Raw genomic sequence first — 23,715 nt, forward strand, 5'->3', positions numbered from 1 at the left:
GAGCTTTGCAAGTTACTTGGGATAACCGGCGCGCTTCATCTCGCGTTCAGTGGTTTGCTGCGCAGCGGCCAGGGCTTGATCCACCGTGGTCTGGCCGATCAGCGCCGCCGAGAACAGCTTGCCAACCTGGGTGCCCACGGCCTGGAACTCAGGGATGGTCACCAGTTGAATGCCAATGTACGGCACCGGTTTCAGCGTCGGTTTGCTCGGGTCAGCCGCTTTCAGCGATTCCAGCGTGACCTTGGCGAACGGCGCTGCGCTCATGTAGGCGTCGCTGTAGGTCGAGGCGCGAGTGCCTGGCGGTACGTTGGCAATGCCATCAGTTTTGGCCACCAGCTCGCCATACTCTTTGGAGGTCGCCCAGGCGCTGAATTCTTTGGCGGCGTCTTTAGCTTTGGAGCTGGTCGGAATCGCCAGCGCCCACGAGTACAGCCAGGCCGAACCTTTGTCAGTCACTTGATGCGGGGCGAAGGTGAAGCCAACGTGATCGGCAACCTTGCTCTGGGTCTTGTCGGTGACGAACGAGCCGGCGACGCTGGCATCGACCCACATCGCGCATTTACCGCTGTTGAACAGCGCAAGGTTTTCGTTGAAACCGTTGCTGGAGGCGCCCGGCGGGCCGGATTTCTTCATGGTGTCGACGTAGAAATTCAGCGCGTTTTTCCACTCAGGGCCGCTGAATTCCGGTTTCCACTGCTCATCGAACCAGCGCGCGCCGTAGGCATTGGCGACGGTGGTGATCAGTGCCATGTTCTCGCCCCAGCCGGCCTTGCCGCGCAGGCAAATGCCGTACTGTTCTTTGTCTTTGTTGGTGAGTTTTTCGGCGAAGCCGGCGATCTGTTCCCAAGTCGGACGTTCCGGCATGGTCAGGCCGGCATCCTTGAACAGGTCGGTGCGGTAATAAGTGATCGAGCTTTCCGCATAGAACGGCAGGGCGTACAGCGAACCCTTGACTGACAGGCCTTCACGCACCGACGGGAACACATCGTCGAGGGCATAACCGGCCGGCAGATCCTTCATCGGTTCCAGCCAGCCTTTGGCGCCCCACAGTGCGGCTTCGTACATGCCGATGGTCAACACGTCGAACTGACCGCTCTGAGTGGCGATGTCGGTGGTCAGGCGCTGGCGCAGAACGTTTTCTTCGAGCACGACCCAATTGAGCTTGATGTCCGGATGCTCGGTCTCGAAGGTTTTCGAGAGCTTTTGCATGCGGATCATGTCGCTGTTGTTGACGGTGGCGATGGTCAGGGTCTGGGCGCCAAGGCTGACGCTGCTGAGGGTCATGCAGGTGAGGGCAAGCAGAGCTTTTGCAGTGGGTTGCATCGTGCACTCCTTTTCTGCACCCGGTGGGTTACAGAAGGACAGTTATTGTTTTTGTGTCTTCCTGTGCAGGAAGAATGTGCACTGATTACAGCCTTCAATCGCAGGGCTGACAAATCATCCCTAGCACTTTGATCGGTACTTTTTTGCACTGGGCTTTGACGTGGTGAATGCAGAGAAGGGCTTTTCAGCGCCGAGGTGCTATCGAATGCGTACAGGTTTCTGTTGCCGACACAGCCCCTTGTAGGAGTGAGCCTGCTCGCGATAGCGGAATGTCAGCCAACATTTTTGCAAGCTGTCACACCGCTATCGCGAGCAGGCTCACTCCTACAGGGGAATTGCGTTGTCAGTGGTGGTTTTGCTCGGTCAGGCGCTGCACGGCGAGCCGCCGGTAGTGCGATGGCGTCATGCCCTTGAGCTGCTGAAAGCGCCGATTGAAATTGGAAATATTGTTGAACCCGGACTCAAAGCACACCTCGGTCACCGGTTTGTCACCATCGGCCAGCAGTTCGCAGGATTTGCTGATACGCAGGCGATTGACGAACTCGATGAAATTGCGCCCGGTGGCCTGTTTGAACACCCGGCTGAAATAGGTCGGCGTCATGCCCAGATGCTCGGCGACTTCCTCTAGCGAGATGTCGCGGGCGTAGTGGCTGAAGATGTAATCGACCGCCCGGTTGGTGCGATCGATGTTGTGCTCGTCGGCCAGTTGCGGAGTGGTGGCGCCAGACAACAACTGGAAATCATCACTTGCCGCCAGCAGCTCCATCAGAATGAAAAAGTGCCCGAGACGGGTGATGCCTTTGCTGTCGGCGATCCGTTGCATCAGCGTCATGGCCTGGCGGATGGTGCGCTTGCAGCGAAACTCGATGCCATACTGTGCACGCTCCAGCAGGGGCGCCAGGGTCTTCAGTTCGGCAAACACCTGGTGGCCACTCTCGAACAACTCGTCGGTGAAGTTGACCAGCATGTCGCGCTTTTCAACGACCTCGTCCTCGGCGACCTGGCTGATCCAGTTGTGCGGCAGGTTGGGGCCGGTGAGGAATAGGGTTTCGGGATAAAAGTTGCCGATGTAATCGCCAATGAACACCTTGCCGGAACTGGCGACGATCAGGTGCAGTTCGTATTCCTTGTGGAAATGCCAGCGCACCAGCGGGCACGGAAAACCGTGCTGGCGGTAGATGATGGACAACCCGTTATGGTCATCCATCAACTCGTATGAGGGGTCGGTCACGCGGGCGGTTCGGGTCATGGCGAGCTACTTTTTTTATTATCGCCTGCCGATCATGCCTCGTTTCTCGGGGTGTGCGCCAGCTTCACTCAAACGGCCTGTTCGTGAACCATGCTTCGGGACTTATCAACGGCTTTTTCCTGATTGACCCGCTGGCAGAAACGCACAATGTTCGAGTTTTTAATAAAATCGAAATTGATGATGTTGCACTTTTTTGCCCAGTCGGATTTGTCAGGGTCGAACCACGAGTCGATCTCGTCGAGAATTCGCTGAGGGCCGCCAAGGGTAAAACTGGTTGCCGACAGCGACCATGGGTACAGCGTGCTTTTGTGGGTTTTTAATACTTCTTTGATATAACCCTGCAGGTCGAGAGCACTGACAAGCTGTTTATCGATCCATACATGCTCAATTTTTCCATAGATTCGATAGTCCTGTGTTTCCCAGGTCATTGGCGCTGCCACCATTATTCTTTGCAATGGACTGGTTGCCTTGAGCTGGCCGAGGGTCATATGCAAGTTCCGATTGGGGATCATTCGGTCACCCAGATGTTCCAGCATTAACGTCTGAAATTCCGAGTGGTCAAACGGGTCTTTGCCATTTCCCAGTTCATGAAAGTCCAGAATGATGAATTCATTGGTGTTTCGTTCATAGAAGCCTTTCAAATCACGCACAAGATCTTCAAGGGTTCGAGAAGACAGGTAACCGTTGTGGTGGCAGCGAAACTTCGCCAGGCCTCGCGCCTTGTTATCGACAGTCAGGCGTACATCAAGGGCCCGGGCTCCGCGGTTCAGTTGTGAGTAAAAGGATACGTCCTGACAGGCCAGCCAGTTCTTTCCGGGGATCAGCGCATAACTCGCTTCGTTGTCGCAGCCAGCATTATGTGTGCCTGGCAAGGTCAACTCAAACAGCGACAAGTTATCGATTTGCGGTGTATCTGCCATCCATTGGGAGGCCTGGAAGTTTTCAATTTCGTTCATGTTATACATCCTGCGATGGATTTAAAGTTTATAGAGAGTTGTGCGCGCAGGATGTTTATAACGGTTGCCGGTTGATTGGAAAAGTTTGCTTTTAATGCAAGTCGTGTAGAAGTAATTGCTTATGAATTTTGTGTGTGTTGGCTGTTGTTGTTTTTTGCTTCAATCCATTGCGACATATATTGAGTGCTTTTATGTGCGTGATGGCGAAGCATGCTGCCCGTGAAGTTTTTCGCTCTAAGCCTATGCAGGTGTTGTTGGCAATAATTCAGTTTTTCTATCAATGCCAAACCATGTTCTGATTGTGAGTAGCGTTCATTCAACAGCGTGTATCCCGTCAGGCGAGCAACCTGCCAACGTGCCTCGTCGTTATATAGCGCCACGGCATTGTTGGCGAACTCGACTGCGCTACTCGTGACTGCGCCGGGCCACGCGTGATCGCCATGCATTGCCTCGGCACCCACCGGTGTCGTGACGCTGGGCGTGCCACACAGCATGGCATCAATCAGTTTGCCCTTGATCCCGGCACCAAAGCGCAAAGGCGCCAGACAGACCCGAGCGGCAGACATGACCTGCAACGCATCTTCGGCCCAGTTCATGATGTGGAAGCCTTCACTGGCGTTATGCAGTGCGGTGGCTTTCGGTGGCGTGTAGGCGCCGTAGATATGCAATTGTGCCTGGGGCAGTTGTTGGCGAATCAGCGGCCAGATCGTGCTCTTCATCCAGAGCACGGCATCCCAGTTGGGCGCATGACGGAAGTTGCCGATGCTCAAGAAGTTCGCCCTGTCTGCAAACGTGGCAGGTGTTGGCGCAGGCGGATCGATCATTAACGGACACCAGTGCAGCAACTGCTGAGGCAGGCCGAACTGTTCGATCAACAATTGAATTTCCACTTCGGAGATCATCAGGTTCAGATCGCATCGAAACAGCGCGGCAATTTCGCGTTTGGCCAGATCGGTTTCGGCCATCAGTTCGAACTCGTCGCGCAGGGCGGGGGCAAATACATCACTGAAATCATTCTGGTCCGGATTGACCTTGAGGCGAGACTTGAGTCGCTGATGACGCGCATGCCGCAGACTTTGCAAGTCGGACGTTTCCAGTACGCGCAGGGCCTGAGGGCAGTGTTTTTCAACGCGCCAGCCGAACTGCTCCTCCATCATGAACTGGTCGAACAAAACGATGTCCGGGGCCAGTTCGCTGATGAAGTGATCAAAGCTGCTGTTGTTGAGTTCGATAGCGACTTCGCGAATGCCGAGTGCGGCAAGATCCGCCTTGTGCTCGCCTGGGCCGGCCGGGCTACTGAAAGTAATTTCCCAGCCTTGTTGAAGGAATGTTTCGAGGATCTGCATGACGTGCCCGCTCGCCGCTGAGGAACGCGGCTCTGGCCAGACGTATCCGATGACCAGGACTTTGGTGGCGGCGGGTTGAATCATGGACAACATTCCTTCACGGCGACGAGGGGTAAAAAAAGGGCGCAATTAAACCACAGGGGTGGGGTGTGCGCCCGATTGTGAACAATATCCCTCAATACCGCGGCTCGGCATCCTGCGTAAACCGACTTTAGAAATGCGGGTTTGCCAGATTCAGCAAGAGCGGCCCCTTCAGAAATTCCCCCGCGTCTGCACTGTCTATGGCATGCCGCAGAGTGGCAAGGTTAAACATAAAGGTAGCCGGATGGGTCCGGTACTGATCGATCAGCGAGACCGCCACTGAATAGGATTCGGCATTGAGCAATGCAGGATGGTCTTGCACCAGTTTCGGCCATTTGGTGAGGTTCGCCTCAAACTCCTCGAAGTCTGCAAGGTTCGCAAAAGTGTGGTGAGGGTTGGCCAGATTCTTCGGGTGTGCCTTGCGAGCATTTCGCGCGAACTCCATCAAGCCTGCCGCATCGTATTCTGCGGGTGTGATGCCGGCTCTGACTTCTCCGTAGTAGAAATCAAGTGTGCCTGGCGTGCCATGGGATATTTCGTGGACGAGAACATCGCCAATTCGGGCATCGTCATACTTGGCTAACTGGTACCACTCATCCAGGTTGTCAGGATAGATCGCCAGGAATTTCGTCGCGCTGTCATCCACCTGTGTGCCCGCATCAAGACTGGCTTTCCAGTGTTTATAAGTTGTGGTTTTCAACGCGGCGAGTGTATCGGTGCCACGTTGGCGGAAAGACATATGGTGTGGGCCCAGCGATCCGAGATCCTTGCGCATTGCCCGCAAGTTCCTGCTCACGTAATTGATGGCTTCGTCCGAATCCGTGCCGAAAACGTATTTGACGATGGACCGAACGTCGTCATTGTCGATCTCTGACAGTAACTGGAGTGTGTTGTCCAGTTTGCTCTGAGCAAGGGGCGTGGCTTTTTTCAAGTACGCTTTTGTATAACTGAAAGGCGTCGCTCGTTTGAATAACCTGAAGAATGAGAATTTTTCTCGCGGCTTGATGTTTTTCAACGCCGGTCCCCAGGCCTGACCGCGTGTGTTCAATGCGAACCATTCATCATTGTGTCGTGCGGACCAGACCTGAAAGAGGTCCTCAGACGCGTTTGCAGGCCGCCAGTCTGCGAGGCGAATGGTGTCTGGATCAATCACCGCGACCCAGTGGCGTTGCGGGGTGGGAGCCGACCATTTACGGGCATCGGACAACACATTTTCCAGCTGGGTGAAACCTTTGTTGAATCCCTTGCGTAACAGTTTTCCGCCCTTGAACAGCAGATCAGGTACGCCGTCCAGCGGGTTGAACACATTATTGACCAACCCCAGACCCACTTTTGCCAGCGCGCTGGCTTTGGTGGCCACGGTCATGGTTTTGGCAACAAGGCTGACCACCTGGGCAACGGCACCGACCACCAGCAAAACAGTCATCGCCGCTTCGAGCGCACATGCCCCGGCCCCTTGGACTTGTCGCTCCACGTCGTCCGAACTCAAGTCTTCGATACAGGATTTGAAGGGCACCACGAAATTGAGAAAGGTATCCAGATCCGCTTCCCGTTTTGCGCGCACAGCCTCCAGGCGAGTCTGTCCCCAGCATTCTCTGACCAACTCGTCATAGGTAGCGATCGGTCGGTGCTTGAGTACGAAATTCGCCAAGGGGTCGAATTCGGCTGAGTAGAAACTCTGGTAATAACCCTTGATTTCCTCGGGGGGAGCAGACACCGGCAACTGACCGATTTTATCAATCACGCCCGAACTGACTTCGATGAGGCCAGGCGGAACTCCATGGGTATAACACTCGATGTTCGTCGGCAGTGAATGCACTGTTGCCGGCAGCGAGTAGCCTGTTGCATTGCTGCGCACGCTGGTACTCAGCAGGTTTTCTTTTTCAATCAGCGCTGCCAACTGACGATTCTCGCGACAGGTGCCATGCAAAGTGAAAAGTTCGTAACAGGTCATCCGGTCTTCGAATTCGCAGCAGAGGACCACACCATAGCGACCCATTGACTCCTCTATTTCTTTATGGCTTTCCGTCGGTTTGCGTGAGGTGCTAGCGAAGATTGAGTAAAGGGTCGACGATATTGGATTAGTGGGTAGATTGTTGGGCGTCTGGAGTTTCGCGACGGAGGGTCTGAGACTGAAAATTGTCACCTTGCCTTTGAGCAAACGCGTTCTATCGGCAATAGGCATCGCGCAAAACGCTTGCTTCAAGTGCGTACTCATTGCCTTCATATGTTTGAGGTAATCGCGATTGAACTGCCGGTGAAACTCTCCGTCAGGCGCAATCAGATTCGGCAGCATGCGAGGAAACGCGGTGTACATGCTTTCTCCTTTCCTCACGTCCCATTCCCGGGTTGCCAGGTCATTGGACATATGCAGTTCCACAGGCGACAGATAAGCCCGGTCGCCAAAGGCATCTGCCCACGCCACATTGTTCTTCTGAAACATGACGTCATGTTCCAGATAGTTGCACCCTTTGGCGACCTGTTTGAGGATGTCCAGCGAGATACTTCTGCGGGTAGGCAATGGGCGGACCAGTGTGTCGGCCGTCTCGGCAAGTGTCCGGGCAACCCGTTCGTAAGCACTGGACGCTTTTTCAAGGACGTCCGGGATAGATTTCGCTACATCATCCGGTGTGATGATCTTGTTGAGTAACGCCCAATCAATCACAGCGTCTCCTGCCGCGAGTGCATCGATTGTCTTGTGGAATCCGGAAACCGCAGGTTGCTTCGACAGTTGGTGCAACCGGGTATAGGTCATCGAACGTGTCGATCCCGGCGCGAGGGTTTCCTGCACTGCAACGGTTCGGCAGAACTCGACCCATTGCGGTGTCCCCAAAGCCAGGGTCGCTGGTAGATCTTTCACCAGAAATTCCGGTGCAGCCTCGGCGAGTAACAAGTGAGCGGCCAATGCTGCATTTTTTTTGCTGATCCGGTGATGCTGGATGAGGTGCTGTTCGAATGCCTTCTGAACGTCAGCGAAGGATTTCTCAATATGCTCGACGGCGTATAAATCGAAACCTGCCACCTGATTACGCGGCTCTGGTTCACCGATTCGAGGATGAAGGTCGAGCAGCAAAGCCGTCAGCATCACCTGCTTGAGCGATTCATCTGGTTGCGGCTGATGGTCTCGCGCGCCATACCAACCCAAATCCTGGACAAAGACGCCGGCCCATCGAAGCGCAATGGGGCTGGAAACCAGTCGTTCGAGAGTGTGTTCAGCTTCATCGCGTTTGAAGGGTGTCGACTGTTCGCCAAAGATGCTGTGCGAAAGGTGCTCCAGTAGCGGCTGCCCCTGCATGTAACTGGTAATGAATAAACGGAACGCGTTACGTTGATCTGCAGAAAGCGTGACCGAGTTGTCGACTCCAGCCTTGATCATTTCCCAATAGTTGCCGAGCGGCGGTGTCACTACGGGCGGTTGCATCAGGAATGTTGTCAGGCTGGAACATTCAGTGGCCGTTTGGGGGATGAAGAAGTCATGAAACTTGAGCCATTGTTCCAGTTCGATTTGTTCAGACAGGGAAATGCTTCCCCCGGTCAGTTCGGCCATTTCGTACAGCGTCAAAAGATCATCTTTGAGGCTGGGTGCGAGTTTGTATGCGTTGGTAAATTGCACGGTACTGTCAGCGTGTTTTGCGTGTATTTCCCCTGCGGCGGTTACTGAAAACTCCGAATGGTCAGGAAGTTGCAAAGTGGCCGAAAGTTTTTTGAAGGCTTCTTGCTCGCACAGGTTTTGCAACATTTTCCTGCCAGGTTGCAAAGCGGCTTCAAGTGTAGAGCCGGATTCGAGTGTAATGGAGGCGCCGGCCAGAGATATCGCCTGTGATGATCCGGTTGTGTTATTGCGCTGTTTTAATTTGTATATAACTTCCAGGCGTTCGGCGTGGTCAAGTTGAGTGTGGCGAGCTGGATTCGAAAAGTCTTTATGGGTTGTCCAGTTTATGTTTGTGAGGTTCATGAGAAATCCGTTTGTCTGATGTGTCGGATATCCTCATTTTTTATTTTTCGTCTATCAAGTACTACTGTGTAAGTACATTGTTCGGTAGTTAATAAAGTTGGGCATTTTGCGCTATGGAGGCGGGCAGCGATACCCCTTCGTCATTGTTTGAAGGGGCGCAATAAAAGGCTGTGTTATTGGATAATACTTTTTACTTTGTCGCGTAACTGATCAATCGAAAATGGCTTGCCGATGACATGCATGTCTTTAGGCACGTCAATGGATTCGGCATAACCGCTGGCAAACAAAATCGGCAGGGCGGGACGTAGCTTGCGTGCTTCGGTCGCCAGTTCACGGCCATCCATGCCCGGCAAACCCACGTCGGTCATCATCAGGTCAATGTGCAGACTCGAATCGTTGAGCTTTTCCAGAGCCTGTTCGCCACCATCCGCTTCAAGCACCGCGAACTCCAACTCCTCCAGCACATCGACAATCAGCATGCGCACGATGTCGTCATCTTCTACGACAAGGATGGTGGAGGCGGGGGTAGACATAATAAGGCTCTCAAAAGTCAATTCAGGGTCGCCGGTCGATCAAAAGTGCCGGGCTCTTTCATCAGTAAGTGGCGCAGTGCCACAAGTTCCCCGCCCGAGACAAAAAAAGCATAGCCGCAGATGGGGCCGCAAGGATAACTGTTCAGGGCCGCGAACACGCCGGTGAGTGTAGGAATTTGCGGCGAAAGGTGTGAGAAAAATGGATCCATACCGCCGTTTTGGGGCAAACTGCCTGTTTTTCAACAGTTCGACAAGGCTGCCCCATGTCCTCTCCGTCTACGGTTGATGAGCAACGGTTTCGCAAACTCCTGAGTCGCAACATCAGTCTGCCCTTGGGCGTCGGTGTGCTCAGTGCGGTGTTCTTCGTGTCGCTGATCACTTATCTGCTGTCGGTTATCCAGTGGGTGGAGCACACCGACCGGGTGATCAATAACGCCAATGAAGCGGTGAAGCTCACCGTGGACCTGGAAACCGGCATGCGTGGTTTTCTGCTCAGCGGTGACGAGCACTTCCTCGATCCGTATGAAACGGCCAAGCCACGCATTGCCGTGGCGCTCAACACCTTGCTTGAATTGACCGCCGACAACCCGGTGCAAACCGATCGTCTGCGCCGTCTGCAAGCCTTGCAGATTGAATGGGCCAATTACGCACAGTCGATGATTGATCTGCAGCGTTCCAGCGGCGATTACCGGGGCGCGGTGAAGGCCGGACGCGGCAAGCGCCTGACGGACGAAATCCGCAAGCAATTCGAAGACGTTATCGAGACCGAACAGGTTTTGCGCACCACGCGCAATGAAGACGTGCGCCGCACCACGATCTGGAGCATCAGCCTTTACCTGTTGTTCATTGCCGGTATCAGTGGCTTGCTGGCCTATATTGGCCGACGTGATCTGGTCAATCTGTCCACTAACTACGGCGCCAACCTTGCCGCACAGCAAGCCAGTGCCGAGCGTCTGGAGCAGCAGGCGTGGTTGCGCAATGGTCAGACCGAACTGGCCGAGCAGGTGCTGGGGCAACTGACGCTGAATCTGTTGGGACGCAATATTCTGCAATTCTGCGCGCAATACCTCGGCACCGCCGTAGCCGCGTTGTATGTGCGCGAAGAGCACGGTGGCCTCAAGCGTGTCGCCACTTACGGTTTCTCCCGCGAGCAGGAAGAGCAAGACCAGTCGATCTACAGCGGCGAAGGCATCGTTGGCCAAGTGGCGCAACAGGCGCGGCTGATTCGTCTGGATTCGGTGCCGTCGGACTACTTCAAAGTCAGCTCAGGTCTGGGCGAAGGTTTGCCGCACAGCGTGCTGGTGGTGCCCACCAGCGATGATGATCGCGTCAATGGAGTGGTCGAACTGGGTTTCCTGCGGCCGCTCAATGATCGTGATATCGAACTGCTGGAGCTGATTGCCGGCAACATCGGCACCTCCATCGAAGCCGCGCGCTATCGTCAGCGTTTGCAGGAAGTGCTGGCCGAAACCCAGCAACTCAACGAAGAGTTGCAGGTGCAGCAGGAAGAGCTGAAAACCGCCAACGAAGAGCTGGAAGAACAATCGCGGATTCTCAAGGAGTCCCAGGCGCATCTGGAAACCCAGCAAGTCGAACTGGAGCAGACCAACGAGCAGCTCGCCGAGCAGGCGCAGACCCTGGCCGAGCAGCGCGACGCCATGGACCTGAAGAATACCGAACTCAACCAGGCCCAAGTACAGCTCGAAGAACGCGCCGAAGAGTTGCAGCGCTCGAGCAAGTACAAGTCCGAATTCCTCGCCAACATGTCCCACGAACTGCGCACGCCGCTGAACAGTTCGCTGATTCTGGCCAAGTTGCTGGCGGAGAACCCGCAGGACAACCTCAGCGCCGAACAGGTCAAGTTTGCCGAGTCGATCTACTCCGCCGGCAACGATCTGCTCAACCTGATCAACGACATTCTGGACATCTCCAAGGTCGAGGCGGGCAAGCTCGAAGTGATTCCCGAGAACACCAGCGTCGCGCGTCTGGCCGATGGTTTGCGCAGCGTGTTCGAACCCTTGGCGGCAGACAAACAACTGACCCTCAGTGTCGATCTGCAGCCCGGCGCCCCGGGCATGCTGTACACCGACCGTCAGCGTCTGGAGCAAGTAATCAAGAACCTGCTGTCCAACGCAGTGAAGTTCACCGAGAAAGGCACTGTGAGTCTGACCATCGCTGGTCAGCCTGATGATCGGATTGCGTTCATCGTTCGCGATTCGGGTATCGGCATTGCCGCCGATCAGCAGGAAAGCATTTTCGAAGCCTTCCGCCAGGCCGACGGCACCACCAACCGCAAATACGGTGGCACTGGTCTGGGCCTTTCGATTTCCCGGGATCTGGCGAACTTGCTCGGTGGTTCGATCAGCGTCAGCAGCGCGCCGGGGCAGGGCAGTGTGTTCACACTGGTGTTGCCGCAGCAGTACAACGAGTCCAACGAAGTTCCGTTCGCGCCATCGACCTTTACGCCGCCAGCCACAATGGTCAGCGCACCGCTGGCGCCAGTGGTTTCGCCATTGGCACCGGTGCACATTCCGCGCTTTGCCGACGACCGCGACAAGGCTCCATTCGCCACGCGCTGCATTCTGGTGGTGGAAGACGAGCCGAACTTTGCGCACATCCTTTACGATCTGGCGCATGAACTCGGCTATCAGTGCCTGGTAGCCCATGGCGCAGACGAAGGTTATGACCTAGCGAAAGAGTTTGTGCCGGACGCCATCCTGTTGGATATGCGCCTGCCGGATCATTCTGGCCTGACCGTGCTGCAGCGCCTTAAAGAGCACGCCGAAACCCGGCACATTCCGGTGCATGTGATTTCCGTCGAAGACCGTGTCGAAGCGGCCATGCACATGGGTGCCATCGGTTACGCGGTCAAGCCGACCACCCGCGAAGAGCTCAAGGATGTGTTTGCCCGCCTCGAAGCCAAGCTGACGCAGAAGGTCAAACGCGTGCTATTGGTCGAGGACGACGATCTGCAGCGCGAAAGCATTGCCCGACTGATCGGCGACGAAGACATCGAAATCACCGCCGTCGGTCTTGCGCAGGACGCTTTGGAGCTGCTGCGCACAACGATCTACGACTGCATGGTCATCGACTTGAAGTTGCCGGACATGCTCGGCAATGACCTGCTCAAGCGCATGTCCACCGAAGACATCTGCTCGTTCCCGCCAGTGATTGTCTACACCGGGCGCAACCTGACCCGTGATGAAGAGGCCGAACTGCGCAAGTATTCGCGTTCGATCATCATCAAGGGTGCACGTTCGCCGGAGCGTTTGCTGGACGAGGTCACACTCTTTCTGCACAAAGTCGAATCGCAGTTGTCCCATGAACGGCAGAAGATGCTCAAGACCGCGCGCAGTCGCGACAAGGTCTTCGAGGGTCGCAAGGTGCTGCTGGTGGACGACGATGTGCGTAACATTTTCGCCCTCACCAGTGCGCTGGAGACCAAAGGTGCAGTCGTGGTGATCGGCCGTAACGGTCGTGAGGCGATTGAAAGACTCAATGAAGTCGAGGACATCGATCTGGTGTTGATGGACGTGATGATGCCGGAAATGGATGGTTTCGAAGCCACCATTGAAATCCGCAAGGATCCGCGCTGGCGCAAGCTGCCGATCATTGCGGTGACGGCCAAGGCCATGAAGGACGATCAGGAGCGCTGCCTGCAGGCGGGCGCCAATGATTACCTGGCTAAGCCCATCGACCTTGATCGACTGTTCTCGCTGATTCGCGTGTGGTTACCGAAGATGGAACGCATTTAGTGGAACCCAGTACGCCAGCCGAACGAAACAGTGAAATCGAACTGCGCTTGTTGATCGAGGCGATTTACCTCAAGTACAGCTACGATTTTCGCGATTATTCCGGCGCTTCAATCAAGCGCCGGGTGCAGCACGCATTGAGCCAGTTCGAATGCGCGACCATTTCTGCACTGCAGGAAAAAGTCCTGCATGACCCGACAGCATTCATGCAGTTGCTGCAATTGCTGACGATACCGGTCAGCGAAATGTTTCGTGACCCGTCGCACTTCCTCGCCATTCGCAGGGAAGTGGTGCCGTTGCTGCGTACCTATCCGTCGATCAAGATCTGGATCGCTGGGTGCAGCACGGGCGAGGAGGTCTATTCGATGGCGATTCTGCTGCGCGAAGAAGGCCTGCTCGATCGCACGATCATTTATGCCACTGACATCAACCCGCGCTCGCTGGACAAGGCCAAGCAGGGGATTTTCTCGATGGAGAATGTTCGCGCGTACACAGCCAACTATCAGCAGGCCGGTGGTCAGCGCTCGTTTGCCGACTACTACACTGCAGCGTACGGTTACGCGATTTTCGACAAGAGCCTGTGCGAGAACGTGACCTTCGCCGACCACAGTCTGGCGACGGACAGCGTGTTCTCTGAAACCCAATTGATTTCCTGCCGCAACGTGCTGATCTACTTCAACAAGAAGCTTCAGGATCGGGCGTTTGGCTTGTTCCATGAATCGCTTTGCCATCGTGGTTTTCTGGTGCTCGGCAGCAAAGAGACGCTGGATTTTTCCAGTTATGCCAACCAGTTCGAAGCGCTGGTGAAACAAGAACGGATTTACCGCAAAACATGAACGAGGCTGTGGCTTTACCTCGCGTCGAGGCGATTGTGGTCGGTGCTTCCGCCGGTGGCGTTGAGGCGCTGCTGAGCTTGCTCGGGCCGCTGCGCCGAGGCTATGGGTTGCCGATCATTGTTGTTCTGCATCTGCCTGAAGAGCGTCGCAGCCAATTGGCCGAGGTGTTCGCCAGACGCGTCGATATGCCGGTGCACGAGGCTTGCGACAAACAGGACATTGTCGCCGGCAACGTGTATTTCGCGACGCCGGGCTACCACCTGTCGGTGGAGCAGGATCGCAGCCTTTCGCTGAGTCTTGAGGACCGCGTGCATTATTCCCGGCCTTCGATCGACTACCTGTTTGAATCGGCCGCCGACGCGTACGGTTCATCACTGGCCGCTGTTCTGCTGACCGGCGCCAATCACGATGGCGCGCGTGGGCTGGCGCAGGTCAAACGCTGTGGCGGATTGACCATCGTCCAGGATCCCGAAGAGGCGCAAGTCGCCACCATGCCCCGGGCTGCACTGAACATTCAGCAGCCGGATCATGTCCTACCCATTCACGGCATCGGCCGTCTGCTTGTCGAGCTGGAACGAATCGCATGCTGAGTAATATCCAAGCCAAACTGCTGATCGTCGACGATCTGCCGGAGAACCTGCTGGCACTCGAAGCGCTGATCAAGCGTGAAGACCGTACCGTCTACAAAGCGTTGTCGGCGGATGAGGCGCTGTCGTTGCTGCTGCAACACGAGTTCGCCATGGCCATCCTCGACGTGCAGATGCCGGGCATGAACGGCTTCGAACTCGCCGAGTTGATGCGCGGTACCGAGAAAACCAAAAACATCCCGATCATTTTCGTCAGCGCTGCCGGCCGTGAACTTAATTATGCGTTCAAGGGTTACGAGAGCGGGGCGGTGGACTTTTTGCACAAACCGCTGGATATCCATGCGGTGAAGAGCAAGGTCAACGTCTTCGTCGATCTGTACCGCCAGAGCAAGGCGATGAAACAACAGCTTGAAGCGCTGGAACAGGCTCGACGCGAGCAGGAAGCGCTGTTGCAACAACTGCAAAGCACTCAGCTGGAACTGGAACAGGCAGTGCGCATGCGCGACGACTTCATGTCCATCGTCGCTCACGAAGTGCGCACGCCGCTCAACGGCCTGATCCTCGAGACCCAGTTGCGCAAGATGCACCTGGCCCGAGACAACGCTGCGGCGTTCACCCTCGACAAGATGCACGCCATGGTCGACCGCGATGAACGGCAGATCAAAAGCCTGATTCGCCTGATCGAAGACATGCTCGATGTGTCGCGCATTCGCACCGGCAAGTTGTCGATACGACCGAGCCGTTTCGATCTGGTGCAACTGGTGAGCAACCTGCTGCAGAACTTCGCGGCACAGATCGAGGCAGCGGAAACCGAAGTGTCGTTTACCGCGCCAGCGCCGGTGGAAGGCAATTGGGATGAGTTCCGTATCGAGCAGGTGGTCACCAACTTGCTGACCAACGCCTTGCGTTATGGCGGTCGCAGCCCGATTCAGGTGCGGGTTTACCGCGAAGGTGATGAGGCGCGGGTCGAGGTGCAGGACCGTGGCATCGGCATCAGCCAGGAGAACCAGAAGCGTATTTTCCAACAGTTCGAACGGGTTTCCGCCAAGACGGTAGTGGCCGGGCTCGGGCTGGGTCTGTTCATTTCCGAGCAGATCGTCGCCGCCCATGGCGGTTCCATCGTCGTCGAGAGTGAGATCAACGAAGGCGCCCAGTTTCGCGTTTGTCTGCCAATTCAGGAAAACGGCACATCCGACGCAACCTCTGATTGACCGTACGGTCGTATCAGCAGCTATTGACCGAACAAAGGCTTCCCATGAGCGTAGATGCACAAGATGTAGTACTCGTCGTCGAGGACGAACCGGTTATCTTGATGGTCCTGACGGATTACTTGTCAGGGCAGGGGTATCGCGTGTTGCAGGCGGAAAACGGCGAGCAGGCGTTCGAGATTCTTGCGAGCAAGCCGCATCTGGACATGTTGATCACCGACTTCCGTTTGCCGGGCGGGATCTCCGGCGTGCAGATCGCTGAACCGGCGGTCAAGCTGCGCCCGGACCTGAAGGTGATTTTCATCAGCGGTTATCCGCAGGAAATCCGCGAAACCGGCAGCCCGATCACCCGCAAGGCGCCGATCCTGGAAAAGCCGTTCGATCTCGATGTATTGCAGGAAAAGATTCAGGAATTGCTCGCCTGAATACACGACGAATGGCGCCATACCTGTAATTTCTGACAGTTGACGCCATCACGGCGCAAGCTCATAAAAGACCTCATTCGCGATTGAGGTCGATTTATGCACCGGAACACGCCCCAAATCACTGTGTATGACGCTCGCGGCGCAGTGGCGCGCACGGTTGCCTATTGCAGACGTTCTGCCGAGGATGATTCGCAGGCGTACGTTAGCCAAACCGTCGACGACTTCAAGCATCGGGCCAGGCACAGTCGCGATCCCCGACTGTTTGCGCTGTTTCGAAACGATCCATCGACACCGGCCAACGAAACCAGCGTCACGAGCCTGTCCGGTGCGTCGCTGTTGTCCGTCAATAGTGACGCGGGCTGGCGGTTGAGTTTGTCCGGGGCCTCCGGTCTGCCAATTGATACCTGGGATCAGAAGCTCAATCACCATCGCATCGACTATGACCAACTGTTGCGGCCAGCATCGTTTTTCGAGCATGAGGCGCAGGGGGCGGTGCGCCGCAGCGAATGCTTTTCCTATGCGGATAGCAGCGCCGAGTCGGCATCGCACAACCGCTGCGGACAGTTGATTCGTCATGACGACACCGCAGGCACGGAAAATTTCGACGAGTTCAGCCTCCTCGGATTGCCCCTGAAGCAGGCTCGGCAGTTTCTCGACACACTGGATCCGCCGGACTGGCCGCAGAGTCAGGCCCTGCGCGAGATCTTGCTGGAGCCTGAGGTCGCGGTCACCCGCACGGGCTATAACGCCGTCGGCGAGCCGGTCTATGTACTGGATGCCTTGGGCAATGAACAATGTTCGCGTCAGTCCTTGGCCGGTGCGCTTTCCGAAAGACTTTTGAAGCTGGCAGGTGCTGATCAATACAGCAGACTGGTCGGTGACGTTCACTACAACGCGGCCGGCCAGGTAGTGCAGCAAACAGCGGGGAACGGGGTCATCACGCGCAGCACGTTCCAGGCAGAAAGCGGGCTCCTGAGCACGTTGATCGCCCAGGTTGCAGGCCGGCCCCTGCTACAAAGCCTGGCGTACAACTATGATGCGGTGGGTAATCTGATCAGTGTCACAGACAGGGCACAGCCGATCCGATACTTTCGAAATGAGCGCATCGTTGCGGTCAATACCTACCGTTACGACTCCCTTTATCAACTGATTGAAGCCAGTGGCTGGCAGCGGATCAATGCGCCAGCAGGCCCGCATTTGCCCGAATTCGTCTCTCCGCCAGATCCCAATCAGTTGGAAAACTATCTGCAGACGTACCATTACGACGAAAGTGGAAATCTGCTGACAATGCACCACCATGCAGGAAGTGGTCAGCGCACCGAGCGTACTGCTGTGGCCGCATTCAGCAATCGCAGTTTGCCGTATACCGCCAACGGTGACCGGCCGGGAGAACAAGAGATAGCCGCCGGGTACGACGCCAATGGAAACCTCAATGTGTTGCAAAAGGGTCAGAATTTACGCTGGGGCAGTCGCAACCAACTGCTTCAGGTCGATCAGGTCGTCCGTGCCGACTCGGCCAACGATGGCGAGTGCTATATCTATAACGGTGAAGGCCAACGGGTACGCAAAATCCGCACAACCGACAGCGTCAATCTGACCCGCCTGCATGAAACCCGATATCTGCCCGGGCTGGAATTCCGTAAAGCCCCCGAGCAAACCCTGCATGTCATCAGCGCGCAGGCCGGTCGCTGCACAGTGCAGGTTTTACATTGGGAGCGAGGCAGGTCGGCGCGGATTGATAAAGATCAACAACGTTACATCTTTAACGATCACCTGAACTCCAGCACTCTGGAACTTGATGCCGATGCGCAACTCATCAGTCAGGAAATTTACTACCCGTATGGCGGCACAGCCTGGTGGGCCGGGCGTGACAAGGTAGAAGCCAGTTACCGGACGGTGCGCTATTCGGGCCAGGAGCGGGATGCGACAGGCTTGTATTACTACGGGTTTCGTTATTACCTGCCGTGGCGTCAACGATGGCTGAGTGCCGACCCGGGGGGTGTTCACGACGGGCTGAATTTGTATCGGATGGTGGGCGGAAACCCGATCGGTTTCGTCGACTTGCAGGGCTTGGCCAAAACGCGAGTGACCCCGACCCAGCGCCTTAAGGCCATTCCATCCGGAGTGGGCCGGGGGATTGTGAAGGGCGCTGCGGGGTACGCTGCCAAGTATGTTGCGAAGACCGTGATGAAGCTGGCTGCGCAGGAAACTCTGAGAAGCGCGGCAATGGTTCTGAGCGGTGCTTCATGGGCTTACGCGTCAGCAGGATTCGCGGGGCATTATCTTGAAGCTGCTGGTGTGAGCAGAATCTCTAAAGGTTTGGGAATGGGGGCGGCGGCATTGGGAGGCCTGGCAGCGGGGGTTGGGGTTGCTTTTCTTTCCAACCCTGTCGATGTGTTGGCCGAAGTTGCAAAAAATCTCGGCAGCGGAGTCACCGGCAGATTGATTTCCAGTGTTGGTGGTTCCATTGCCTATGACGGCAATGCGACGCCGAGATCGCAAGCGGTGAATGTCGGTGCCGATCTCGCGGTAAATTTTGGCGAGGGCATGTTGTTCAGTGCCTTGCCAGGCGCAGTCCCTCCAATCTTGAAGTCGATGTCTAACGGGGCGATGAAAAGTGGTTTGGGTGACTCTATTCGCTCTGCAGCCTCCGTCCCGGCCAGTTATCGCGAAAGCAATCCGACGTTCCCGACACTCGAAGACATGAAAACATTCGGAAAAGGCTTTCTGCACGATACCGCTATGTCTTCGGTCTACGGTGTAGGTGATGTATTGATCAACCGTGGGATAGGTACTGCTCTGGGGAATCATGTGGTAGACCCGGTTTTACGAGCCGGCTTTGAAAATCTTCAGCTCGCCGGTCAGTTCGACGCCCTCGTAGGTGAAAGGGTTTTGTCTGGGGTGGGTCTGCATGAGGTCACCGCCGTTCCCAATGTAACGACGCCCAGAGCCGATACCGACAGAAATCTGATAAACGCCGCAGAAAAACGAAAACTCTATAAAGAAACCAGGAACGGTGGCCAACGACTACTGAGCAACGCTACGACGTCTGTCTGATGAGATGAGCGATTGGTCATTGCCGAATCATTTCCCTGACCTTGGCGGTCAACAGGTCAAAAGTGAACGGTTTGGTGATCATCTGCATCCCTGAATCGAGGAACCCGCCGCGCACCGCCGCGTGCTCGGCGTATCCGGTGATAAACAGCACCTTCAACCCCGGCCGATATTGACGGCCGACTTCCGCCAGTTGCCGGCCGTTCATGCCCGGCAGGCCGACATCGCTGATCAGCAGATCAATGCGCTGCGTCGAGTTCAGAATCGGCACGGCGCTGTCGGCATCCCAGGCTTCGACGAAGGCATAACCCAATTCACCGAGCACCGCGCAAACCAGTACGCGCACGGCCGGGTCATCTTCGACGATCAGCACGGTTTCGCCATCTAGCGCATCCGGTGCCTGTTGAATGTCGGGGTCGGGACTTTCCAGTTCTTCACCGCGAAAGCGCGGCAGGTAGAGCCTGACCGTGGTGCCCTCATCGATTTCACTGTCGATCGAGACATGGCCTCGGGACTGCTTGCTGAAACCGTAGATCATCGACAGGCCCAGCCCCGTGCCCTGGCCGATCGGTTTGGTGGTGAAGAAAGGGTCGAACGCACGATTGATGACACTCTGCGGCATGCCGCTGCCGTTGTCGGTGACACTGAGCATCACGTAATCACCGGGTTCGAGGTTGCTGTAGGCTTCAGTGAAATCGCGTTTGAGCACCTGATTGCTGGTCTCGACCACCAGTTTGCCGCCGTCGGGCATGGCATCACGGGCATTGATCACCAGGTTGAGCAGGGCGCTTTCCAGTTGATTGGGGTCGGCCTCGGCCACCCATAGTTTGTCGTTGAGGCGCATGTCCAGTTGAATGCTTTCGTTGAGGCTGCGTTGCAGCAGCTCACCCATGGACAACACCAGCGTGTTCATCTGCACGGCTTTGGAGTCGAGCGACTGGCGACGTGAAAACGCCAGTAGACGATGGGTCAGACCGGCGGCGCGATTGGCCGAGGTCACGCCAAGATCGATCAGACTGTCGAGGTCATCGGTGCGGCCACGGGCCAGACGCCGACGCAATAACTCCAGGCTGCCGATGATGCCTGTGAGCATATTGTTGAAGTCGTGCGCGATGCCGCCGGTGAGTTGGCCGACCGCTTCCATTTTCTGCGACTGGCGCAGCGCCTCTTCATTGTGACGCAGTTGCGCGGTGCGTTCCTCGACCTGTTGCTCAAGCGTTTCCAGGGTCGATTGCAGACGCCGTTCGCTCTCACTCAAGTCGATCAGCCGGTCGCGAGCCTCGTATTGTCGTCGGCGGCCGCGCAATGCGGCGGAGACCATACTGACCAGCGTTGCGGGGTGAAACGGGCGTTCAAGGAATGTCACGTTGCCCAGCAGATCGCTCAGGCGCGAGGAGGGGCCTTGTTCCTGACCGCCGTGATGGGTCAACAGCACAATGGGCAGATCCGACCAGGCCGGTTGCTGTTCGAGGTGCAGGAACAACACCTCCAGCTCCGGCCCGCGCAACGCTTCGGCGGCGACCAGCACCAGACCGGCACCCAGTTCCAGTTCGCTGCATAGCGAGCCAAGGCTGGGTGTGACTAAACCTTCGAAGCCGGCCTCGTTGAGGATCATCAGCGCAATCTGGCTGTCGCGACCCACAGGCGCCAGGATCAGCGCCCGTTCGGCCAGCGGCACCTGGACCGTCACAAGTTTTCTTCCCGAAGCAACGGATTACTCGCGCCCAGGTAGGTGGGGACGCCACGCAGCACGCCCTGAAAGGCTTCCAGCGGTTCGCCGATGGTCATGCCTTGCGTGGAAATGCGGTATTCACGAATGGTCGATTCGTGGCTGCCGGTACGTTTCTTGATGATCGAGATCGCGCGGCGGACTTTGCCCAATGCTTCGAAGTAGCGCAACAGAATCACCGTGTCAGCCAGATAAGTAATGTCGACCGGCGCTTGCATGTCGCCGACCAGGCCATGTTGAGCGACGGTCATGAAAGTCGCCGCGCCTTTGCGGTTCAGGTACAGCAACAGTTCGTGCATGTGCAGCACCAGCGCATTTTCTTCCGGCATTGCTGCCTGATAGCCGTTGATGCTATCGATGACTACGGTTTTGATTTGACCTTCATCGACGCAGCGACGCACGCGATGGGAGAACTCGCCCGGCGACAGTTCAGCGGCGTCGACTTGTTCGATCAACAGATTGCCGGTGGCTTGCAGTGCCTTGAGGTCGATGCCGATGTTGTTCATCCGCTCGAATAGCAGGCCGAGTTCTTCATCGAAGATAAACAGCGCAGCTTTTTCCCCGCGTTGTACGGCAGCGGCGGCGAAGATCATCGAGATCAGCGATTTGCCGGTACCGGCAGGGCCGAGAATCAGCGTACTGGAGCCGGTTTCGATGCCGCCGCCGAGCAGGGCGTCCATTTCCGGGATGCCACTGGACAGCTGCAAACGCGCATAGTCACCGCGATGTTCAGCCGCCACCAGCCGTGGGAACACATGCACGCCATCGCCCATGATGGTGAAGTCGTGGAAACCACCGCGATACTTCTGGCCACGGTACTTGACCACCCGCACGCGTCGGCGCTCGGCGCCGTAGTTGGGCGTCAGCTCTTCGAGGCGAATCACCCCGTGAGCCACGCTGTGTACGGTTTTGTCGAGGGATTCGGTGGTCAGGTCGTCGAGCAGCAGTACGGTGGCGTTGTAACGCACGAAGTAATGCTTGATGGCCAGAATCTGTCGGCGATAACGCAACGAGCTCTGCGCCAGCAAGCGAATCTCCGACAGGCTGTCGAGCACCACGCGCGTGGGCTTGAAGCGTTCGACTGCTTCGAAAATCTGCTTGGTGGCTTCGCCCAGTTCCAGGTCAGAGGAATACAGCAGGCTCTGCTGGTGCTCAGCATTGAGCAGGCTTTCCGGGGGCGTCAGCTCGAAGATCTTGATGTTGTCATCCAGCGTCCAGCCGTGGGACAGCGCCCCTTGCCTTAGTTCGCGCTCGGTTTCCGAGAGCGTGATGTACAACGAGCGTTCGCCGGCTTTCGCGCCGGCCAGGAGAAAATGCAAAGCGACCGTGGTTTTACCGGTACCGGGTTCACCCTCCAGCAGGAAAACATGACCGCGAGACAAACCACCGGCCAGGATGTCGTCCAGACCCACAATGCCGGTAGCGGCTTTCGCACTGATCAACTCGTTAGAAGTAGACAAAAAATGCCCTCTCATGACTAAGGGAAGCGAGGCCGCCAACTTATCGAGCGGCCTGAATAACTTGACCTTGCGCCGTGATGGCAGTTCCGAAATTCCTTGCGAGATGTGTCGAGCGTACTGTCGAAAGTGGTTCAGAGGCCTTGCTGCAAGGCCGGATCATCCGGGTTGAGCTGTTCCAGCTGCGCCAACAGAATTTGCACGTTCTGCAGTTGGCCGCTTTCCTTCCAGTAGTTGATCAGCAAAACCCGCGCCTTGCGGTCAGCGGGGTGGCGCTGGACGATTTCCTGCAATTGCTTTTGTGCCGCTTCCAGTTCTTCGGCGCTGTGCAGGGTGGTGGCGAGGTCGTAGCGGTAATCCTTGTTGTCTGGCTCAAGTTCGACGGCTTTGGACAAACCGAGCAGGGCGTATTCGCGCTGATCGTGGTGCAACAGCCAAAGACCCAAGGCATGTTGCAGATAAGCCGAGTCAGGTTGTGCCTTGAGTTGCTGGCCCAGCAGTTGCCGGGCGGCGTCGGTTTGGCCCTGGCGATCGAGGACATCGATCTGCATCACCAGCGCCTGCAGATTGCCGGGTTCCAGGCGCAGGGTATTGTCGAGCGCGACCTGCGCCTCTTTGAGTTCGGCGTTGTGTAGATGCAGCCGGGCGAGTTGCGCGTAGTTGGCGGCGCTTTCCGGTTGTGCCTTGAGCGTTTGTTCCCAGCCGTCGATTGCTTGTTGCAATGGCGCGAAATACAGACCCAGTTCATCCGGCGTCAAGCCCAGCAGGGCATTGATCGCGGCAAAGCGCACGGTTTGCTCCTCATCCTCAAGCAGGGGGCCGAGCAACAGGCTGCGTTGCCCGCCCGGCACCAGTCCCACCACGCTTTTGATTGCCGCCAGCCGCACCGCGGGGGCTTCGTTCTGTAAGTCAGTGTCAGCCAGTTTCAATGCTTGCGGGCTTGGGTAATTGGGCAGTTCACCATGCAGCCACACGCGGCGCTTGATCGAGATGTCCGGTCGGCCCAGTTGCTGATACAGCTGACGCGCCGCGCCCGGCTCGCCGGTGCGTGCGGCATTCAGCGCTTCGCTGTAGCCGTGCTTGATCGCATCGGGTATGACCGGGACGGTACTGCGCACAGATATCCAGGCCACGACGACGACAAGCACAAGGCCCAGGCTGATAAGCAGGTAGCGGCGAGACTGAGGCATGCAGGTTTCCGAAACAGGCGTTCTTGAGCGGAGC

15 protein-coding genes are annotated in these 23,715 nt (G+C 56.6%); 6 read left to right on the forward strand and 9 right to left on the reverse strand.

The features are described 5' to 3' along the window. Positions 1 to 12: 12 nt before the first annotated feature. The 6 genes from FGA82_RS00005 to FGA82_RS00035 form a co-directional block, all read right to left on the reverse strand. Positions 13 to 1,323, reverse strand: a complete 1,311-nt coding sequence (locus tag FGA82_RS00005) for an ABC transporter substrate-binding protein (protein ID WP_141125541.1) — start codon at positions 1,321 to 1,323, stop codon at positions 13 to 15. Positions 1,324 to 1,666: 343 nt separating this feature from the next. Continuing rightward, a complete protein-coding gene (locus FGA82_RS00015; RefSeq protein ID WP_077573033.1) occupies positions 1,667 to 2,572 on the reverse strand; it encodes an AraC family transcriptional regulator in 906 nt (301 codons plus the stop codon). 68 nt (positions 2,573 to 2,640) lie between these two features. Further along, a complete protein-coding gene (locus FGA82_RS00020; protein WP_141125543.1) occupies positions 2,641 to 3,528 on the reverse strand; it encodes a phospholipase in 888 nt (295 codons plus the stop codon). Positions 3,529 to 3,647: 119 nt separating this feature from the next. Next, positions 3,648 to 4,958, reverse strand: coding sequence for a glycosyltransferase (locus tag FGA82_RS00025; protein ID WP_141125749.1), 1,311 nt, complete (start codon positions 4,956 to 4,958; stop codon positions 3,648 to 3,650). Between the two features lie 127 nt (positions 4,959 to 5,085). After that, on the reverse strand, positions 5,086 to 8,910 hold the full coding sequence (locus FGA82_RS00030; protein ID WP_249384196.1) for a hypothetical protein: 3,825 nt from the start codon (positions 8,908 to 8,910) through the stop codon (positions 5,086 to 5,088). A gap of 173 nt (positions 8,911 to 9,083) precedes the next feature. Then, positions 9,084 to 9,443 (reverse strand): response regulator, encoded by a 360-nt coding sequence (locus FGA82_RS00035; RefSeq protein WP_141125544.1) that lies wholly within the window; start codon positions 9,441 to 9,443, stop codon positions 9,084 to 9,086. 263 nt (positions 9,444 to 9,706) lie between these two features. On the opposite strand from FGA82_RS00035, the gene FGA82_RS00040 reads away from it, so the two are divergent. From FGA82_RS00040 to FGA82_RS00065, 6 genes are all read left to right on the forward strand, one after another. Continuing rightward, positions 9,707 to 13,198 carry a response regulator gene (locus tag FGA82_RS00040; RefSeq protein ID WP_141125545.1) on the forward strand — a complete coding sequence of 1,164 codons (3,492 nt, stop codon included), beginning with the start codon at positions 9,707 to 9,709 and terminating at the stop codon, positions 13,196 to 13,198. Further along, entirely contained in the window at positions 13,198 to 14,031 is an 834-nt protein-coding gene (locus tag FGA82_RS00045) for a CheR family methyltransferase (protein ID WP_141125546.1), read from the forward strand. Before FGA82_RS00040 ends, FGA82_RS00045 begins: the two co-directional genes overlap by 1 nt. After that, positions 14,028 to 14,621: a chemotaxis protein CheB gene (locus FGA82_RS00050; RefSeq protein ID WP_141125547.1), complete on the forward strand. Its 594-nt coding sequence runs from the start codon at positions 14,028 to 14,030 to the stop codon at positions 14,619 to 14,621. Before FGA82_RS00045 ends, FGA82_RS00050 begins: the two co-directional genes overlap by 4 nt. Next, on the forward strand, positions 14,615 to 15,829 hold the full coding sequence (locus FGA82_RS00055) for a hybrid sensor histidine kinase/response regulator (RefSeq protein WP_141125548.1): 1,215 nt from the start codon (positions 14,615 to 14,617) through the stop codon (positions 15,827 to 15,829). The genes FGA82_RS00050 and FGA82_RS00055 overlap by 7 nt, the downstream gene beginning before the upstream one ends. 44 nt (positions 15,830 to 15,873) lie before the next feature. Beyond that, positions 15,874 to 16,251 carry a response regulator gene (locus FGA82_RS00060; RefSeq protein WP_003225116.1) on the forward strand — a complete coding sequence of 126 codons (378 nt, stop codon included), beginning with the start codon at positions 15,874 to 15,876 and terminating at the stop codon, positions 16,249 to 16,251. Between the two features lie 96 nt (positions 16,252 to 16,347). Beyond that, positions 16,348 to 19,308, forward strand: coding sequence for an RHS repeat-associated core domain-containing protein (locus FGA82_RS00065; RefSeq protein WP_141125549.1), 2,961 nt, complete (start codon positions 16,348 to 16,350; stop codon positions 19,306 to 19,308). 16 nt (positions 19,309 to 19,324) lie between these two features. Here the strand turns inward: FGA82_RS00065 and FGA82_RS00070 are convergent, their stop codons facing one another. The 3 genes from FGA82_RS00070 to FGA82_RS00080 form a co-directional block, all read right to left on the reverse strand. Continuing rightward, complete coding sequence (locus tag FGA82_RS00070; RefSeq protein WP_141125550.1) at positions 19,325 to 20,995, reverse strand: ATP-binding protein; 1,671 nt, start codon at positions 20,993 to 20,995, stop codon at positions 19,325 to 19,327. Continuing rightward, positions 20,992 to 22,494: an ATPase domain-containing protein gene (locus tag FGA82_RS00075; protein ID WP_141125551.1), complete on the reverse strand. Its 1,503-nt coding sequence runs from the start codon at positions 22,492 to 22,494 to the stop codon at positions 20,992 to 20,994. Before FGA82_RS00075 ends, FGA82_RS00070 begins: the two co-directional genes overlap by 4 nt. Before the next feature lie 131 nt (positions 22,495 to 22,625). Further along, the gene (locus FGA82_RS00080) at positions 22,626 to 23,681 is read right to left on the reverse strand and encodes a tetratricopeptide repeat protein (protein WP_141125552.1); all 1,056 of its coding nucleotides are present in this window, start codon (positions 23,679 to 23,681) and stop codon (positions 22,626 to 22,628) included. Positions 23,682 to 23,715 lie beyond the last annotated feature (34 nt).

This window comes from Pseudomonas fluorescens (assembly GCF_005938625.1).
Taxonomy (GTDB): domain Bacteria; phylum Pseudomonadota; class Gammaproteobacteria; order Pseudomonadales; family Pseudomonadaceae; genus Aquipseudomonas; species Aquipseudomonas fluorescens_BD.

Coding starts and splice junctions, on each gene's coding strand:
- FGA82_RS00005 (WP_141125541.1), bottom strand. CDS start 1,323: ATGCAACCCACTGCAAAAGCTCTGCTTGCCCTCACCTGCATGACCCTC.
- FGA82_RS00015 (WP_077573033.1), bottom strand. CDS start 2,572: ATGACCCGAACCGCCCGCGTGACCGACCCCTCATACGAGTTGATGGAT.
- FGA82_RS00020 (WP_141125543.1), bottom strand. CDS start 3,528: ATGAACGAAATTGAAAACTTCCAGGCCTCCCAATGGATGGCAGATACA.
- FGA82_RS00025 (WP_141125749.1), bottom strand. CDS start 4,958: ATGATTCAACCCGCCGCCACCAAAGTCCTGGTCATCGGATACGTCTGG.
- FGA82_RS00030 (WP_249384196.1), bottom strand. CDS start 8,910: ATGAACCTCACAAACATAAACTGGACAACCCATAAAGACTTTTCGAAT.
- FGA82_RS00035 (WP_141125544.1), bottom strand. CDS start 9,443: ATGTCTACCCCCGCCTCCACCATCCTTGTCGTAGAAGATGACGACATC.
- FGA82_RS00040 (WP_141125545.1), top strand. CDS start 9,707: ATGTCCTCTCCGTCTACGGTTGATGAGCAACGGTTTCGCAAACTCCTG.
- FGA82_RS00050 (WP_141125547.1), top strand. CDS start 14,028: ATGAACGAGGCTGTGGCTTTACCTCGCGTCGAGGCGATTGTGGTCGGT.
- FGA82_RS00055 (WP_141125548.1), top strand. CDS start 14,615: ATGCTGAGTAATATCCAAGCCAAACTGCTGATCGTCGACGATCTGCCG.
- FGA82_RS00060 (WP_003225116.1), top strand. CDS start 15,874: ATGAGCGTAGATGCACAAGATGTAGTACTCGTCGTCGAGGACGAACCG.
- FGA82_RS00065 (WP_141125549.1), top strand. CDS start 16,348: ATGCACCGGAACACGCCCCAAATCACTGTGTATGACGCTCGCGGCGCA.
- FGA82_RS00080 (WP_141125552.1), bottom strand. CDS start 23,681: ATGCCTCAGTCTCGCCGCTACCTGCTTATCAGCCTGGGCCTTGTGCTT.